The organism is Streptomyces flavofungini (assembly GCF_014650815.1).
Taxonomy (GTDB): domain Bacteria; phylum Actinomycetota; class Actinomycetes; order Streptomycetales; family Streptomycetaceae; genus Streptomyces; species Streptomyces flavofungini.
This window is the reverse complement of record NZ_BMVR01000010.1, coordinates 261,296-279,506: the sequence shown is the minus strand read 5'-3', so window position 1 is coordinate 279,506 and position 18,211 is coordinate 261,296. Positions and strand designations below refer to the sequence as shown.

The 18,211-nt window shown below is 76.6% G+C and carries 2 protein-coding genes; both read right to left on the bottom strand.

What is annotated here, in order from left to right; genetic code table 11:
• Positions 1–35 precede the first annotated feature (35 nt).
• Positions 36–6,812, bottom strand: coding sequence for an SDR family NAD(P)-dependent oxidoreductase (locus IE274_RS26295; RefSeq protein ID WP_372447009.1), 6,777 nt, complete (start codon positions 6,810–6,812; stop codon positions 36–38).
• A gap of 19 nt (positions 6,813–6,831) precedes the next feature.
• A complete protein-coding gene (locus tag IE274_RS26290; RefSeq protein WP_190118358.1) occupies positions 6,832–18,195 on the bottom strand; it encodes a type I polyketide synthase in 11,364 nt (3,787 codons plus the stop codon).
• Positions 18,196–18,211 lie beyond the last annotated feature (16 nt).

The following is an 18,211-nucleotide window of genomic DNA, read 5'->3' as shown; positions in this document are numbered from 1 at the left end:
GCCGGGCCCGCTCGCGCGCGGGCCCCGGCGCGGGGTCAGGAGATGCCCAGCTCCTTGCCGATGAAGTCGATGACTTCGTCGTCGGTCGCCAGGTCGAGTTCGTCCGCGACGGTCGTCCCGTCGTCCTGCGCGCCCGCCGTCCCGCCGCGCGCGGGCCCCCGCTCGCCGCACCGCTGGGCGAGCGCGCGCAGCCGGTCCGCGACGCGTTCCCGCTCGCCGTCGTCGAGCGGAGCCGCCGCGAGGTGCGTCGCCAGGGCGTCGAGGCGGGCGAGCACGGAGTCGACGGGCGAGCCCAGCTTCGAGACGAGCGCGGCCTCGATGTGCTCGCTCAGGGCGACGGGGGTCGGGCGGTCGAAGACCAGCGTGGTGGGCAGGGTCAGGCCGGTCTCCGCGCCCAGGCGGTTGCGCAGCTCCACGGCGGTGAGCGAGTCGAAGCCCAGCTCCTGGAAGGGGCGTTGCGGGTCCACGTTCCCGGCGGTCAGGTGGCCGAGGACCAGGGCGACTTGACCGCGTACGAGTTCCAGTACGGCTGCGCCCCGGTCCTCGGCGCCGAGGGCGGCGAGGCGTTCGCGCAGGGCGTTCGCGGCGCCCGGTTCCGCCGGTGCCGCGGGGACGTCGACGAGGCCGCGCAGGAGGGCGGGGAGGGTGCCGTTCTCGGCGGCGGTACGCAGTTGTGCCGGGTCGAGGCGGGTCGGGACCAGCACCGGGCGGCCGGTGGCGAGGGCCTCGTCGAAGAGGGCGAGGCCGTCCTCGACGGAGAGGCCCGTGGCAGGTCCCGGCCGTCCGCCTGGACCCGCCGGTTCCGGCTGCCCCGGGCCTGCCGCCATGCCGCCGGGCCCGACCCAGCGGCCCCAGGCCAGGGACGTGCCGGGGAGGCCGGTGTCACGGCGATGCCGGGCCAGGGCATCGAGAAAGGCGTTGGCGGCGGCGTAGTTGGACTGCCCTGTGGTGCCGATGGTGCCCGCGGCGGAGGAGTAGACGACGAACGCGGCCAGGTCCTGCTCCCGGGTCAGCTCGTGGAGGTGCCAGGCGCCGTCGGCCTTGGGCCGGAAGACCGTGTCGAGGCGGGCGGGCGTCATCGCGTCCAGGAGGCCGTCGTCGAGCACGCCCGCCGCGTGCACCACGGCGGTCAACGGGTGCGCGGCGGGCACCGACGCCAACAGGTCGGCCACGGCGGCCCGTTCGGCGACGTCGCACGCGACGGCCCGCACCGACGTCGCGCCTGCCGCCGTCAGTTCGGCCACGAGGTCCGCCATGCCCGCCGCGTCCGGCCCCTGCCGTCCGGCCAGCACGAGGTGTCCCACGCCGCGGGTGCGCACCAGGTGCCGGGCGACCTCCGCGCCGAGCGCCCCGGACGCGCCGGTGACCAGCACCGTCCCCTCGGGGTTCCACGCGGGCGGCATGGTGAGGACGACCTTGCCCACGTGCCGGGCCCGGGCGAGGAAGCGGAAGGCCGCGGGCGCCTGTCGTACGTCCCACGTCGTCACCGGGACGGGCCGCAGCCGCCCGCGCTCGAACAGCTCGACGATGTCCGCCAGCATCTCGGCGACGCGCTCGGCACCGGCGTCCATCAGGTCGAACGCACGGTAGGCGACGCCGTCGTACCGGGCGGCGACCTCGTCGGCGTCGCGGATGTCGGTCTTGCCCATCTCGACGAACCGGCCGCCGGGCCGCAGCAGGCGCAGGGAGGCGTCCGCCAAGTCCTTCACCAGGGAGTTGAGTACGACGTCGACGCCCCGGCCGCCGCTCGTCTCCGCGAAGCGTTCCTCGAAGTCGGTCGTACGGGAGGAGGCGAGGTGCGCGTCGTCGATGCCGAGGGCGCGTACCGCGTCCCACTTGGCGGGGCCGGCCGTCGCGTACACCTCGGCGCCCAGATGCCGCGCGAGCTGCACGGCGGCCATCCCGACGCCGCCCGCCGCCGCGTGCACCAGGACCCTGTCCCCCGGTCGCACGTCGGCCAGGTCCACCAGGCCTTCGTACGCGGTGAGGAACGTGACGGGGACGGAGGCGGCCCGGGAGTACGACCAGCCCCGGGGAATCCGCGCGATCAGGCGGTGGTCGACGACCGCGACCGGGCCGAGACATCCGGCCGCGAGGCCGAACACCCGGTCTCCAGGGGAGAGTTGGTCCACGCCGGGACCCACCTCGGTGACGACGCCCGCGATCTCGCCGCCCAGCGCCCGCTGGTCGGGCACCATGCCGAGGGCCATGACGACGTCCCGGAAGTTGAGCCCCGCGGCGCGTACGTCGACCCGGACCCTGCCCGGCGCGAGCGGTGCGGCGGCTTCCGGGCTGGGAGTGAGGACCAGGTCGTCGACGGTGCCGCCACCGGCGAGGTCGACGCGCCATTCCGGTACTCCGGCAGGGGGTACGAGGGTGCCGGGCGGTACGCCACGGGCCAGGCGTGGGACGAGCATCCGCCCGGCGCGGAGAGCCAGTTGGGGCTCGTCCGCGCCCGTCGCCCCGGCCAGGGCCCCCGTCGAATCGGGGTGGCCGTCCGTGTCGAGGAGGACGAACCGGTTCGGGTGTTCCGCCTGCGCCGCGCGCACCAGGCCCCAGATCGCGGCGGCGGCCAGGTCGGTGACGTGCTCGTCGGCGGAGGTCGGCATGGCGCCCTGGGTGAGGATGACGAGCCGGGTGGATTCCAGGCGGGGGTGCTTGAGCCAGGTCCGGAGCGTGTGGAGGACGGCGAGGGCCAGGGCGCGGGCGGCGCCTGCCGGGCTGTCGGCGGCCGGCTCCACGGCCTGGGTTTCGGCCTCGGCCCGGTCTCCGGCTTCAGCCGGCGCTCCGCGCACCTCGTCGCCGTGACACGGGAGGAACACCGACTCCGGTGCGGGATCGCCGGATTGGAGTGCCGCCACGAGCGCGTCGAGGTCCGCGTAGGCCGTGGCCGCGAGCCGGTCCGCCAGGACGGGGTCCCCGAGGACGGCAGTGCGTACGTCCGGCGCTGACGGATCGCGCACGGTCCCGCCCGCAGCGCCCGAGCCGACCGGCTCGGCCAAGTCGGCCGTCCGCTCGGCCCCTTCGACCCCATCAGCCCCATCAGCCCCATCAGCCCCATCGACCCAATCGACATGGAACAGGGTGTCGCGCGTCCGGCTGCCCCGGAGTTGCTGGACGGACACCGGACGAGTGACCAGCGATCCGGCTGACGCCACGGGTGCGCCGCGCTCGTCCCACAGGGCGAGGGACACCGCGTCCGGCCCCGCCGGGGCGAGCCGTACCCGCAAGGTCGGCGTGCTCGCGCCGTGGAAGGACACCTCGTGCCAGGCGAACGGCACCCGCACCGCCCCCTGCGCCGGCCCGCCCTCGTCGCCCTCTCCGCTGAGGAGCGCCGCGTGCAGCGCGGCATCGAGCAGCGCCGGATGGAGCCCGTACCCGGCACCACCGGACCGTGCGGCTCCGGAAAGCGCGACCTCCGCGAACACCTCCGCACCGAGCCGCCAGGCCCGCGAGAGCCCACGGAAGGCGGGGCCGTACGCGAAGCCCGCCGTGGCCAGGCGCGCGTAGAACCCTTCGAGGGGTACGGGTTCCGCGCCGGGCGGCGGCCAGGCCTCACCGGGGCGGGCCGGGGCAGGGGCCGCCTCGGGGGCGAGCGCACCGCGAGCGTGGCACACCCACGATCCCCCCGCGGCCTCCGTGAGGGCGTCCTCAGCGCGCGAGTACACGCTCACCGCCCGATGGCCGTCCTCCCCCGCCACTCCCACCCGCACCTGGAGCCGCACGGCCCCCCGGTCGGGCAGGATCAGCGGTGCCTCCTGCGTCAGCTCCACCAGACGGCGGCACCCGGCCTCCGCACCGGCGCGGACCGCCATCTCGACCACGGCGGTACCGGGCACGAGGGCGGCGCCGAGCATGACGTGGTCGGCGAGCCAGGCCTCGGTGCGCCGGGACAACGTCCCGGTGAGCACGGTCTCCTGGGAGTCGGCGAGGTCCAGGGACGCGCCGAGCAGGGGGTGCCCGAGCCCCGTGAGACCGGCGGCCGTCACGTCGGCGGCGCCCGTCGTGCCCGCCGTGGTCCAGGGGTAGCGGCGGCGCTGGAAGGGGTACGTGGGCAGGTCCACCCTGCGGGCCCCGGTACCGGTGAAGAACCGGGTCCAGTCGACCCGGGCCCCGTGGGCGTACGCCTCGGACACCGCCGTGCGCACGGTGTCGGGCTCCGGCCGACCGGCGCGCGACGCGGCGATCAACACCGCGCCGCTGCCCGGCGGTTGCCCGGCGAGGCAGTCCTGGGCCATCGCCGTGAGCGTCCCGGACGGCCCCACCTCCACGAACGTCCGCGCGCCCGCCGCGAAGAGCCGACGCATCCCGTCGTGGAAGCGCACGGTCGCGCGGGCGTGCCGCACCCAGTACTCCGGCGAGCACAGTTCGTCGGCGGTGGCGATGTCGCCGGTGACGTCCGAGACGATCGGGATGCGGGGCGGGTGGAAGGTGAGCTTCCCGGCGACCTGGCCGAACTCGTCGAGCATCGCGGCCATGTGCGGGGAGTGGAAGGCGTGGCTCACGCGCAGACGGCGCGTCTTGCGTCCCTTGTCCCGCCAGCGCTCGGCGAGTTCGAGCACCGTGCTCTCGGCGCCGGAGACGACGACGGAGGCGGGTCCGTTGACGGCGGCGAGGGCCACGTCGGCGGCGTGGGCCGTCACGTCCGGCAGGATCTCCGCCTCGGTGGCCCGCACCGCGACCATCGCGCCGCTGCCCGGCACGTCCTGCATGAGGCGGCCCCGCGCGGCGACGAGCGCGCACGCGTCCGCCAGGGACAGGACGCCCGCGACGTGCGCGGCCGCCAGCTCGCCGACGGAGTGGCCGAGCAGCAGGCCGGGGGTGAGCCCCCAGTGCGTGAGCAGCCGGTACAGCGCCACCTCGTACGCGAAGAGCCCCGGCTGGGTGTACGACGTCTGCTCCAGGAGCGCGGCCGTCGGCGACCCCTCGGCGGCGTACAGGACGTCCCGCAGGGGCTGGTCGAGGTGCGGGTCCAGGTGGCTCGCCACGGTGTCGAGTGCATCCGCGAACACCGGGAAGGCGTCGGCCAGTTCGCGCCCCATGCCCGCGCGCTGGCTGCCCTGCCCGCCGAAGAGGAACGCCTGCCCGCCGTCCGTGGCCGCACCCTGCACGAGGCCGGGCGCGGGACGGTCCTCGGCGAGCGCCGCCAGCCCGGCCAGCATCTCGTCCCGGTCGCGCGCCCACACCACGGCCCGCCGGTCGAGGGCCGCCCGGGAGGTGGCCAGCGACCAGCCGACGTCCGCCGGACGGGCGTCGGGGCGGGAGCGGAGGTGGGCGGTGAGGCGGTCGGTGTGGTCGCGCAGGGCACGGTCGCCCCGGGCCGAGAGGACGAGGGGCACGGGGGGCTGAGGGCTCTGGGGGGTCCGCGTCCGGCCTTGATCCGCGTCAGCGTCGGCCCGCGCTGCGATCCCCGCGCCGTCCCGCGCGTCGTCGTCCCGCTGGGGGGCCGGTTCCGGGACCTGGGGCGCCTGTTCCACGATCACGTGCGCGTTGGTGCCGCTGATGCCGAAGGAGGACACACCCGCGCGGCGCGGGCGGCCGGTGCGCGGCCAGTCGCGGTCCTCGGTCAGCAGCCGCACCGCCCCGGAGGACCAGTCGACGTGCGGCGTGGGCTCGTCGACGTGCAGGGTCTTCGGGAGTACGCCGTGCCGCATCGCCATGACCATCTTGATCAGCCCGGCGATGCCCGCCGCGCCCTGGGTGTGGCCGAGGTTCGACTTGATGGAGCCGAGCCACAACGGCCGGTCGGCGGGCCGCTCCTGACCGTACGCGGCCAGCAGCGCCTGGGCCTCGATGGGATCGCCGAGCGCGGTGCCCGTCCCGTGCGCCTCCACCGCGTCGACCAGGTCCGCCGAGAGGCGGGCGGACGCGAGCGCCTGCCGGATGACGCGCTGCTGCGACGGGCCGTTGGGGGCCGTCAGACCGTTGGACGCGCCGTCCTGGTTCACGGCGGAACCCCGTACGACAGCGAGTACCGGATGGCCGTTGCGCCGCGCGTCGGACAGCCGCTCAAGCAGTACGAGACCGACGCCCTCGCCCCAGCCCGCGCCGTCCGCGGACGCCGCGAACGCCTTGCACCGGCCGTCGGCCGCGAGGCCTCGCTGACGGCTGAACTCCACGAAGATGCCGGGCGTCGACATCACGGCGGCGCCACCGGCCAGGGCCATGGTGCACTCGCGCTGTCGTAGCGCCTGCACGGCGAGGTGCACGGCCGCGAGGGACGCCGAGCAGGCCGTGTCGACGGTGATCGCCGGGCCTTCGAGGCCGAAGGTGTAGGCGAGGCGGCCGGAGAGGACGCTGGCGGCGCCGCCGGTGAGCTGGTGTCCCTCGGTTCCGTCGCCGGTCCCGGTGCCGCCGCCGCTGGTCATGAGGACCGAGCCGACGAAGGCGCCGACGGGCTGGCCCTTCAGGGCGCCGGGGTCGACACCGGCGCGTTCGAACGTCTCCCATGCCGTCTCCAGGAGCAGCCGCTGCTGCGGGTCCATCGCGGCCGCCTCGCGCGGGCTGATGCCGAACAGGTCCGCGTCGAACTCGGCGGCGTCGTCGAGGAAGGCGCCTTCGACGGCGTAGGTACGGCCGGGCCGGTCGGGGTCCGGGTCGAACAGGGCCTCGGTGTCCCAGCCCCGGTCGGTGGGGAAGGCCGCGACCGCGTCGGTACCGGTCGCCACCAGGTCCCACAGGTCCTCGGCGGAGCGGACGCCGCCGGGGAAGCGGCAGCCCATCGCCACGATCGCCACCGGCTCGTGGGCGGCGGCCGTCAGCTCGCGGGTACGGGCGCGCAGTGCGTCGACCTCCTTGAGGGAGGCCCGCAGCGCCTCGACGAGCCTCTCGTCACCTGCCGCCATCGTGGTCCTCCGTCTCGGCGTGCGGGGCGTGGTCCGGGCCGGGGGATGGGGTGTCGGCGTGGCCGGTGCGGGTGTCGTGGCCGGTGCCGTTCCCGTGGCCGGTGCGGGTGTCGTGGCCGGTGCCGTGGTCGCTGTCGTGACCGTCGTACGGGCTCGTGTTCAGCGCCAGCGCCAGCAGTCCCTCGGCGTCCATCCGGTCGATCGAGCCGGCATCCGGCCCGGCTCCGGTTCCGTCGCCGTCGGCGGCGCCGTTCGGTGGGGGCGCGGCCCCCGTCGGGCGGCCCGCCAGCTCCAACAGGGCGTCGAGCAGGCCGGCGTCGCGCAGCCGGGGCAGCGGGATGGCGGCGAGGGCTTCGCGTACCTCGCGCTCGGTGTCGCGGCGGGTGCCGGACTCCTCGTCCCCGGGGGCGAGTTCCGTGGCCAGGTGCCCGGCGAGGGCCGTGGGGGTGGGATGGTCGAAGACCAGTGTCGGCGGGAGCCGCAGGCCGGTCGCGGCGGCGAGGCGGTTGCGGAGTTCGACGGCGGTCAGCGAGTCGAAGCCGAGGTCCTTGAAGGCCCGGTCCCGCCCCACCGCCTCCGGGCCCGGGTAGCCGAGGACGGTGGCGGTCTCGGCGTGGACCACGTCGAGCAGTTGCCGGTTCCGCTCGGCCGGGGGCAGGGCGACCAGGCGCCGCCGGAGGGCCGCCGCTCCCGTACCGCCGGAGCCGCCGCGTCGCGCCGGGGCCCGCACCAGGCCGCGCAGCACCGACGGCAGTGCCTCGCGGCGCGCGCGGAGCCCGGTCAGGTCGAGCCGCATGGGCAGCAGCAGCGGTTCGCCCAGGACGCGGGCGGCGTCGAAGAGGGCGAGGCCGTCCGCGGTCATCAGGCCCTGGATGCCGGAGCGTGCCATCCTGGCCGCCCGGTCGGCCCGGTCGAGCCCCGCCGTCAGGTCACTGCTCTCGGCCCACAGCCCCCACGCCAGCGACAGCGCGGGCAGTCCCGCGCGGTGTCGGCGACGCACCAACATGTCCACGTACGCGTTGGCGGCGGCGTAGTTGCCCTGGCCCGCGCTGCCCAGAGTGGCCGCCGCCGAGGAGAACACGACGAACGCCGCCAGTGGCGCCGTCCGGGTCAACTCGTCCAGGTGGCACGCTCCGTCCACCTTGGGCCGGAACACCCGGTCGACTCGTTCCGGGGTCAGCGCCGGAACCACGCCGTCGTCCAGGACGCCGGCCGCGTGCACGACGGCCGTGAGGGGGTGCGCGGCGGGCACCGACTTCAGGAGCGCGGCCACCGCTTCGCGGTCGCCGACGTCGCATGCCGCCCAGGTCACCTCCGCGCCGTGCGCGGCCAGTTCGGCGGTGAGAGACGGGGCCTCGGGGGTGTCGCCGCCGCGACGGCCGACCAGGAGCAGGCGGCGGGCGCCGTGCGTGGTGACCAGGTGCCGGGCGAGGGCACGCCCGAGGGTTCCGGCGGCGCCGGTCAGGAGGACGGTGCCGTCGGGGTTCCATGGTGCGGGGGCACCCTGCGGCGTGGCGGACTCCTGGGCCGCGGTGGGGTGCCGGGGCGCGGAGGTGTCCGGGGTCAGCGGCGCGCGTTCGAGGCGGGGCAGCAGGATCTCGCCTGCCCGGACGGCGAGTTGGGGCTCGTCCGTGGCCAGGGCGGCGGCGAGCGCGGCCGGGGAGTCCGGGTGCCCGTCGAGGTCCACCAGGACGAACCGGCCCGGGTTCTCCGCCTGGGCCGAGCGCACCAGGCCCCACACCGCCGCGGCGGCCGGATCCTCGTCGCCCTCGTCACCCGCCGCACCGACGGCACCGCGCGTGACGAGGACGAGCCGCGCCGCGCTCCCCGCGCCCTCGGCGAGCCAGGCGTGCAGCAGGTCCAGGGCGCGGCAGGTCACCTCCCGTGCCCGCGCGGCCTCGTACGGCCCCTCAGCCGGGTCCGCACGGAGGGCGACCAGCACCGCGTCGGGCACCGGCCCGCCGGACCCGATCGCCGCACGGTATGCCGACAGGTCCGCGAAACGCCCGACATCCGGGGGCAGTTGCAGGTCGTCGTCCCCGAGCACGGCCCACGTGCCCGCCCCCACCGGAGCGGACGCGGCGGGCGCCGCTGTCCACGCGAGCCGGAACAGCGAGTCGTGCTGCCCGCCGGAGGCCCGCAACTGCTCGGGCGCGACCGGCCGGGCCGCCAGCGAGCGAACGGTCACGGCGGGCGTGCCGTCCGCGTCCGACACCACCACCGACACGTCCTGGGCGCCGCCCGGCGACACCCGGACCCGCACCTCCGGCCCGCACGGGCCGTGCACGGCGACGTCGTTCCAGGCGAACGGCATGGCGGCCCCGTCGGGTCCGGCGTCCCCGGCGCGGAGCAGGCAGGAGTGCAGCGCGGCGTCGAGGAGCGCGGGATGGGCGTGGTACCGGGCCGCCTCCGCGTGGAGGTCGTCCGGCAGGGCCGCCTCCGCGAGGATCTCGTCGCCGAGGCGCCACGCGGTGTGCAGGCCCTGGAAGGCGGGTCCGTAGGCGAGGCCGATCTCGTCGAGGCGTTCGTAGAAGTCGGAGAGGTCGACGGGTACGGCTCCGGGGGGCGGCCAGGCGCCGTCGAGGGCGGGCGGGGTCGCGCTGTCCGCCGCCGTGAGCGCGCCGCGGGCGTGGCAGGACCAGGGGTCCTGCGGGGACGCGTCGTCGGGGCGCGCGTACACGCCGAGGGCCCGCGTGCCCTCGTCATCGGGCGGCGCCACCCGCACCTGGACCCGCACCGCTCCCCCACCGGCGAGGACCAGGGGCGTCTCCTGGATCAGCTCGCGGACGTGCGGGCAGCCGGTCCCGGCGCCCGCGAGGGCGGCGAGTTCCACGAAGGCGGTGCCGGGTACGACGACGGTGTCGCCCACGGTGTGGTCGGCGAGCCACGGGTGCGCGTCCGGGGACCAGCGGGCGGTGAGGACGGCCTCCGTGGAGTCGGCGAGGTCGACGCGGGCGCCGAGGAGCGGGTGGTCGGGGCGGCCGAGGCCCGCGGCGGTCACGTCACCGGCGCCGGTGGGCGTGTCGAGCCAGAACCTACGGCGCTGGAAGGGGTACGTCGGCAGGTCCACGACGCGGGGCGCGCGGCCCGTCCAGGCCGCGGACCAGTCGACGGCGACCCCGTGGGCGTACGCCTCGGCGACCGAGGTCAGGAAGCGGTCCGGGCCGCCCTGGTCGCGGCGCAGGGATGCCACGGCCACGCCGGGCCCGCCCGACCGCTCCGCCAGGATCTCCCGCAGGCCCATCGTGAGCATGGGGTGGGGGCTGGACTCGACGAAGGCGCCGAACCCCTGGGCGACGAGCTCCCGTACGGCGGGCTCGAAGCGGACGGACTCGCGCAGATTGCGGTACCAGTAGGCGCCGTCTAGGCCGGTGGTGTCGTGGAAGGCGCCGGTCAGCGTCGACATGAAGGCGACGCGGCCCGGCCGGGGCCGGATGCCCGCGAGGTCGTGGGCGATCCGTTCGCGTACCGCTTCGACGTGGGGCGAGTGGGAGGCGTAGTCCACCGGGACGCGGCGTGCCCAGAGTCCGGTGCGCTCGCAGTGGGCGAGGAGTTCGTCCACGGCGGCCGTGTCGCCCGAAACCACCACCGACGCGGGCCCGTTGACCGCCGCCAGGGAGACCCGCCCGGCCCACGCGGCCACCAGTTCCTCAGCCTCGGCGGACGACATCGCCAGCGAGACCATGCCGCCGCGTCCCGCGATCGCCGTCAGCGCCCGGCTGCGCAGCGCGACCACGCGCGCGCCGTCGTCGAGGGACAGCGCCCCCGCCACGCAGGCCGCGGCGATCTCGCCCTGCGAGTGCCCCACCACGGCGGCGGGTTCCACGCCGTACGACCGCCACAGCTCGGCCAGGGACACCAGCACCGCCCACAGCGCGGGCTGGACCACGTCCACCCGCTCGGGGTCGACTCCGGCGGCCCGGGCCCGGACGACCTCCACGACGGACCAGTCGGTGTACGGGGCCAGCGCGTCGGCGCACTCGGCCAGCCGGGCCCGGAAGACGGGCGCGGAGTCCCACAACCCGGCGGCCATGCCCGTCCATTGGGCGCCCTGGCCGGGGAACACGAAGACCGTCCTGCCCGGGTCACCGGCGACCGCCTCGACGGCGGCGGGCGTCTCGCGGGCCTCCGCGACGGCGGTGAGCGCGGTCAGGAGCGTGTCCCGGTCGGCGCCGAGGACCACGGCGCGGTGTTCCAGGGCGGCCCGGGTCGTCACGAGTGAGTGGGCTACGTCCACGGGGTCGACAGCCGGGTCGGCGAGGAGGCGCTTGTGGAGGGCGGCGGCTTGGGCTCGCAGGGCGGGGGCGCCGCGGGCGGAGAGGGGCAGGGGGACGGGGGTGGCTGGTGGCGGGGGCCGGGTGTCGTCGAGGTCCTGCCGCACGACGGCTGTCGAGTCGCCGGAGTCCGTCGCCGGGGCGGTCTGCGCGTCGTCGGCATCCGGCACGGCGCCCGCACGCGAACCGCTGCCCCCCGGCACCGCTCCCCCGGACGCACCCCCCGCCCCCACCGGCGCCTGCTCCAGCACCACATGCGCGTTCGTCCCGCTGATCCCGAACGACGACACCCCCGCCCGCCGGGGCCGCCCCGTGTCCGGCCACGGGCGCGCCTCGGTCAGGAGCTCCACCGCGCCGGACGACCAGTCGACGTGCGGTGAGGGCGCGTCCACGTGCAGGGTCCGGGGCAGGACGCCCCGGCGCAGGGCCATGACCATCTTGATGACGCCCGCGACGCCCGCCGCCGCCTGCGTGTGGCCGAGGTTGGACTTGACGGAGCCGAGCCACAACGGGCGGTCCGCCGGGCGCTGTTGGCCGTAGGCGGCGAGGATCGCCTGGGCCTCGATGGGGTCGCCGAGGGTGGTGCCGGTGCCGTGGGCCTCGACGGCGTCGACGTCGGACGGGGCGAGGCGGGCGCCGGCGAGGGCCTGGGTGATGACGCGTTCCTGGGCGGGGCCGTTGGGGGCGGTGAGGCCGTTGCTCGCGCCGTCCTGGTTCACGGCGGAGCCACGGACGACGGCGAGGACGCGGTGGCCGTTGCGGCGGGCGTCCGAGAGGCGCTCGACGAGGAGGACTCCGGCGCCCTCGCCCCACACGGTGCCGTCGGCCGCCGCGGCGAACGGCTTGCAGCGCGCGTCGGCGGCGAGGGCGCCCTGCCGGCTGAACTCGGTGAAGGCGTTCGGCGAGCACATCACGGTGACCCCGCCCGCGAGGGCGAGGTCGCAGTCCCCGCCGCGCAGCGCCTGCGCGGCCAGGTGCAGGGCCACGAGCGACGACGAGCAGGCCGTGTCGACGGTGACGGCGGGGCCCTCGAACCCGAAGGTGTACGCGATGCGTCCGGTGGCGACGCTGCCGGAACCACCCGTGCCGAGGTAACCGGCGATGTCGTCCGTGATGGTCCCGAGCCGCGTCGTGTAGTCGTGGTACATCAGCCCGGCGAACACCCCGGCGCGGCTGCCGCGCAGGGCCGTCGGGTCGAGGCCCGCGCGTTCGAGGGCCTCCCAGGAGACTTCCAGGAGGAGCCGCTGCTGCGGGTCCATGGCCACGGCCTCGCGCGGGCTGATGCCGAAGAACTCCGGGTCGAACTGCGCGGCGTCCCGCAGGAATCCGCCCTCGGTCGCGAAGGTGCCGGGGTCGAGGGACCAGCCCCGGTCGGTGGGGAACGCGGAGATGGCGTCGGCGCCCCGGTCCACCAGGTTCCACAGGTCCTCCGGCGAGCCGACCCCGCCCGGGAACCGGCAGGCCATGCCGACGACGGCGATCGGCTCGTCGGCCCGGACCGGGCCGCGTACGGGCGGCCGCTCGCGCCGGGCCCGGCCGGTCAGCCGTCCGTGGACGTGTTCGGCGAGTGCCTGCGGCGTCGGCTGGTCGAAGACGAGGGTGGCGGGCAGCCGCAGTCCGGTCGCGCGCGTCAGGCGGTTGCGCAGCTCGACGGCGGTGAGCGAGTCGAAGCCCAACTCCTTGAAGGCGCGCCCGGGTTCGACGGCCGTCGGGCTCGCGTGCCCGAGTACGGCCGCGGCCTGGGCCCGCACCACGTCGAGGACGCGGGCGACGCGGTCGGCCGGTGCGAGGTCGGCGAGTTCCCGCGCGAGGGCGGAGTCCCCGTCGGCGGCGGTCGCGGCGCGGCGCGCCGGTGGCCGCACCAGGGCGCGCAGCAGTGCGGGTACGCCCGCGGTGGCGGCCCCGGCCCGTACCGCGGCGAGGTCCAGGTGGGCCGGGACGACGACGGGCAGCCCGGCGGCGAGGCCCGCGTCGAGCAGGGCGACGCCCTCCTTGGCGGACAGGCCGGTCACCCCGGCGCGGCGCAGCCGGTCGCGGTCCGTGTCCGACATCCGGCCGGTCATCGCGCTGGCCTCGGCCCACAGCCCCCAGGCCAGCGCCAGCGCGGGCAGCCCCCGCGCGCGCCGCAGCCCGGCGAACGCGTCGAGGAAGGCGTTGGCCGCCGCGTAGCCGCCCTGACCCGCGGTGCCGAACGTACCCGCCGCCGAGGAGAACACGACGAACGCGGACAGGTCCACGTCCCGCGTCAGCTCGTGCAGGTTGACCACGGCGTCGACCTTCGGCCGGAACACCGTGTCGATCCGCGCCGGCGACAGCGCCGGTACGACACCGTCGTCCAGCACCCCGCCCGCGTGCACCACGCCGCACAGCGGGTGCCGCGCCGGGACCTCGGCGAGGACCTTCGCCAGGGCCGCGCGGTCCGCCACGTCGCAGGCCGCCCAGTGGGCCGAGGCCCCCAACTCCGCGAGCTCTCCCGCGAGTTCGGTGGTTCCGGGGGCTTCCGTGCCGCGCCGGCTCACCAGCAGCAGGTGCCGTACGCCGTGGGCCTCGACGAGGTGGCGGGCCACGACCCGGCCGAGCACGCCGGAGGCGCCGGTCACGAGGACTGTGCCGTCGGGGCGGAAGGAGGCGGCGCCGCCGGCGCCGCCGGAGTCGCCGTGGGTGCTGACGCTCGCGCTGTTGCTGCCCCTGTCGCTGACGCTGTCGCCGTCACCGTCACCGTCGCCGGGAGTCGACACCCGACGCAGCCTGGGTACGAACACCTCCCCGGCCCGCAGCGCCACCTGCGGCTCGTCTCCTCCTACGACGGCGGGCAGCGCCTCCGCCGACCGTTCCCGCCCGTCCCAGTCGACCAGGACGAGCCGGTCCGGGTTCTCCGCCTGCGCCGAGCGCAGCAGGCCCCACACGGCGGCGAGCGCCGGGGCGGCCGTCTCGTCGTCACGTACCGCGACAGCACCGTGCGTCAGCACCACCAGGCGGACGGACGCGGCACGGTCGTCACCGAGCCACTCCTGAATCAGCGTCAGCGCGCCGACGACGGCATCCCGGGTGGCGCCGGGCAGGTCGTGCGCGGCGGCGGGTGCGGGCGTCGGGAGCGCCACGAGTACCGCATCGGGTACGTCCGCGGCGGCGGTCACCGCCGCGAGGTCCGGCTCCCGTCGCACGTGGGCTCCGGTCGCTTCGAGTGCCGGGGCGACGGCCTCGGCGCCGTCGAGGACCACCCACGCCTCCGGCGCGCCGGACACACCTGCCGGGGCGGGCTCCCAGTGGACGGCGAACAGGGAGTCCGACGGCTCCGGGGCGGCGGACCCCAGCCGGTCGAGCGCCACCGGCCGCAGGGCCAGCGACTCCACGGACACGACCGGCGCACCGGTCGCGTCGGCGGCCGTCAGCGCGACGGCGTCGGGGCCGACCGGCGTGAGGCGCACGCGCAGCCGGGTCGCGCCGACCGCGTGGACCCGCACACCGGACCACGAGAAGGGCAGCCGCGGCCCCGAGGCCGCGGCTGCCCGGCCCCCCTCACCGTCGCCCCCTGCCCGCGTCACGCCGCCGTCGAAGGCGGCCGCCGCGTGCATCGCCGCGTCCAGCAGCGCCGGATGGACCGCGAACCCGTCCCCGCTCCTCTCCCCGCCTCCGTCGCCCGGAAGCACCACCTCGGCGAAGATCTCGTCATCGTGGCGCCAGGCGGCCCGCAGGCCCCGGAAGTCCGGGCCGTACCGCAGGGACTGCTCGGCCAGATCCTCGTACACGCCCGCCACCGGCAGGGGTTCGGCGCCCGGCGGGGGCCAGGCGTCCAGCGGGTCGCCGCCGGACCGGGCCGTGCGGGTGAGCGAGCCACCGGCCTGCCGGGTCCAGGGCGCGTCCGGGGTGTCCTCGGGCCGTGTGTGGAGGGTGAGGGGGCGGTCCCCGGCCGCGTCGGCGGGGCCGACGACGGCCCGCAACTGGACGCCGCCGCGCGGGGGCAGGACCAGGGGCGCCTCCAGGGTCAGCTCGCCCACGCCGTCGCAGCCCACGTGGTCGGCGGCCTGGACGGCCAGTTCCAGGAAGGCGGTGCCGGGCAGCAGGACCACCTCGTCGACGGCGTGGTCGCCGAGCCAGGGGTGGGTGTCGCGGGACAGCCGCCCGGTGAGGAGGACGCCGCCGGAGTCGGGGAGGTCGGTGGCGGCGCCCCACCACGGGTGGTCGAGCGGGCTCAGGCCGACCGCGCCGACGTCGCCGGTGGGCGGCGTGGGGTCGAGCCAGTAGCGCTGCCGGTCGAAGGCGTACGTGGGCAGCGGTACGGGCCGGACGTCGGTTCCGGCGAAGGCCTGCTCCCAGTCCGGGGACCGGCCGCCCGCGTACACCTCGCCGAGGGAGCGCAGGAAGCGGTCGAGGCCACCGTCGTCGCGGTGCAGCGTGCCCGTCACGAGCGGGTCCCGGCCCAGGTCGGCGAGCGTCTCCGTCAGGCCGAGGGAGAGCACCGGGTGCGGGCTGCACTCCACGAACGTGCCGTGCCCGGCGGCGGCGAGCCGCTCCACTGCGTCCGAGAGCCGCACGGTCCGGCGCAGGTTGCGGTACCAGTAGTCGGCGGTCAGCTCGGTGCCCGGTACGACGCCACCGGTGACCGTGGAGTACAGGGGCAGCGTGCCCGCGCTCGGGCGGATCGCCGCCAGCGCGTCGAGCAGGTCCGCGCGCAGCAGTTCCACCTGCGGGGAGTGGGAGGCGTAGTCCACGGCGATGCGCCGGGCGCGTACGCCGTCCCGCTCGCAGGCGCCCATCAGCTCGTCCAGCGCCGCCGGGTCGCCGGAGAGCACGGCGGACGACGGGCCGTTCACGGCGGCGAGCGCGAGCCGGTCGCCGAACTCCGCGAGGCGCGCCCGGACGTCGGCCACCGGGGCCGTCACCGACACCATGCCGCCCGCCCCGGCGAGGCGCTCGGCGACCAGCCGGGACCGCAGGGCCACCACCCGGGCACCGTCGTCGAGGGACAGCGCCCCGGCGACGCAGGCAGCGGCGATCTCGCCCTGCGAGTGCCCGACGACGGCGGCGGGTTCGACTCCGTACGACCGCCACAGCCCGGCGAGGGATACGAGGACCGCCCAGAGGACCGGTTGGACGACGTCGACGCGGTCGAGGCGATCGGCGTCGTCGGCGTGTGCGCGCACCATGTCGCGCAGCGACCAGTCGACGTACGGGTCCAGCGCGGCCCCGCACGCCTCCAGCCGTTCCCGGAACACGGCGGACGTCTCCCAGAGTTCCACGGCCATCCCGGCCCACTGGGAGCCCTGCCCCGGGAACACGAAGACGGTCCGTCCGGGGTCGCGCGCCACGCCCTCGACCAGGTCCGCGCTCGGCTCGCCGGCGGCCAGCGCCGAGACAGCGCGCAGGAGTTCACCGGGGTGGCGGCCGACGGCGACGGCCCGGTGCGCGAGGGGCGCGCGGGTGGTCGCCAGGGCGTGGGCGACGTCGGCCACCCGGAGGGCGGGGCGCGCCGCCACGTGGTCGCGGAGGCGGGCGGCTTGGGCACGCAGAGCGGCGGGGCTGCCCCCGGAGAGCACCCAGGGGACGGGGACGGCCGAGTCCACCGTGTCGGCCGTGCCAGCCGCGCCCGCCGTGCCAGCCGCGCCCGCCGTGCCCGCCGCGCCCGCCCGGACGGCGTCCCCCGCCGAAACGACCTCAGCCGCCTCCACGATCACATGCGCGTTCGTCCCGCTGATCCCGAACGACGACACCCCCGCCCGCCGAGGCCGCCCCCCGGTGTCCGGCCAGGGCCTCGACTCGGTCAGGAGCCGCACCCCGCCTCCGGACCATTCGACATGCGGCGTCGGTGTGTCCACGTGCAGGGTCGGCGGCAGCACCCCCGCACGCAGCGCCATGACGGTCTTCATGACGCCCGCGATCCCGGCGGCGGCCTGGGTGTGGCCGATGTTCGACTTCAACGAGCCGAGCCACAGGGGCCGTTCGGCGGCGCGGCCCTGTCCGTACGTCGCGAGGACGGCCTGCGCCTCGATGGGGTCGCCGAGGCGGGTACCGGTGCCGTGGGCCTCGACCGCGTCGACGTCGGCCGCCGTGAGGCCGGCGTCGGCGAGGGCCGCGCGGATGACGCGTTGCTGGGAGGGGCCGTTGGGTGCGGTCAGGCCGTTGGACGCGCCGTCCTGGTTGACGGCGCTGCCGCTGACGACGGCGAGGACGGGGTGGCCGCGGCGCCGCGCGTCGGACAGGCGCTCCAGGAGGACGACGCCCACTCCCTCGCCGAGCCCGGTGCCGTCGGCCCGGCCCGCGAACGCCTTGCAGCGGCCGTCCGGCGAGAGGACGCGCTGCCTGCTGAACTCCAGGAGGGTCGCCGGGCTCGACATCAGCGTGGCCCCGCCCGCGAGGGCGAGGTCGCACTCCCCGTTCCGCAGGGCCTGGACGGCGAGGTGCAGGGCCACCAGGGACGAGGAGCAGGCCGTGTCGAGGGTGACGGCGGGGCCTTCGAGGCCGAAGGTGTAGGCCACGCGGCCGGAGGCGACGCTCGCCGCGCGGCCGGTCTCCAACTGCCCCTCGTACTCCGACAAGGTGCCGGGCAGCCGGGCCGTGTAGTCCTGTCCCATCATCCCGGTGAAGACCCCGGTGCGGCTGCCGCGGACCGCGGCGGGGGCGAGACCCGCCCGCTCGAAGGTCTCCCAGGAGACTTCGAGGAGGAGCCGCTGCTGCGGGTCCATCACCAGGCTTTCCCGCGGGCTGATCTCGAACAGGGCGGCGTCGAACGAGGCGATGTCGGCGAGGAATCCGCCTTCCCGCGTGTAGCAGCCGCCCACCTTGTCGGGGTCCGGGTCGTAGAGCCCCTCGACGTCCCAGCCCCGGTCGTCGGGGAGCCCGCCGACCCCGTCCCGGCCCGCGGCGACGAGGCTCCACAGCTCCTCGGGCGACGTGACGCCGCCGGGGAAGCGGCAGGCCATCGACACCAGCGCGACGGGTTCCCGGTTCGCCGCCTCGGCGAGCCGCAGGCGCTCGCGGGTCCTGCCCAGTTCGGCGGACAGGCGCTTGAGGTAGTCCAGCGTCCGGTCCTCGTCGGGGCCGTGGGTGCCGTGGGTGGTGTCGGTGCCGTGGGTCATGTCGAACGTGCTGCCC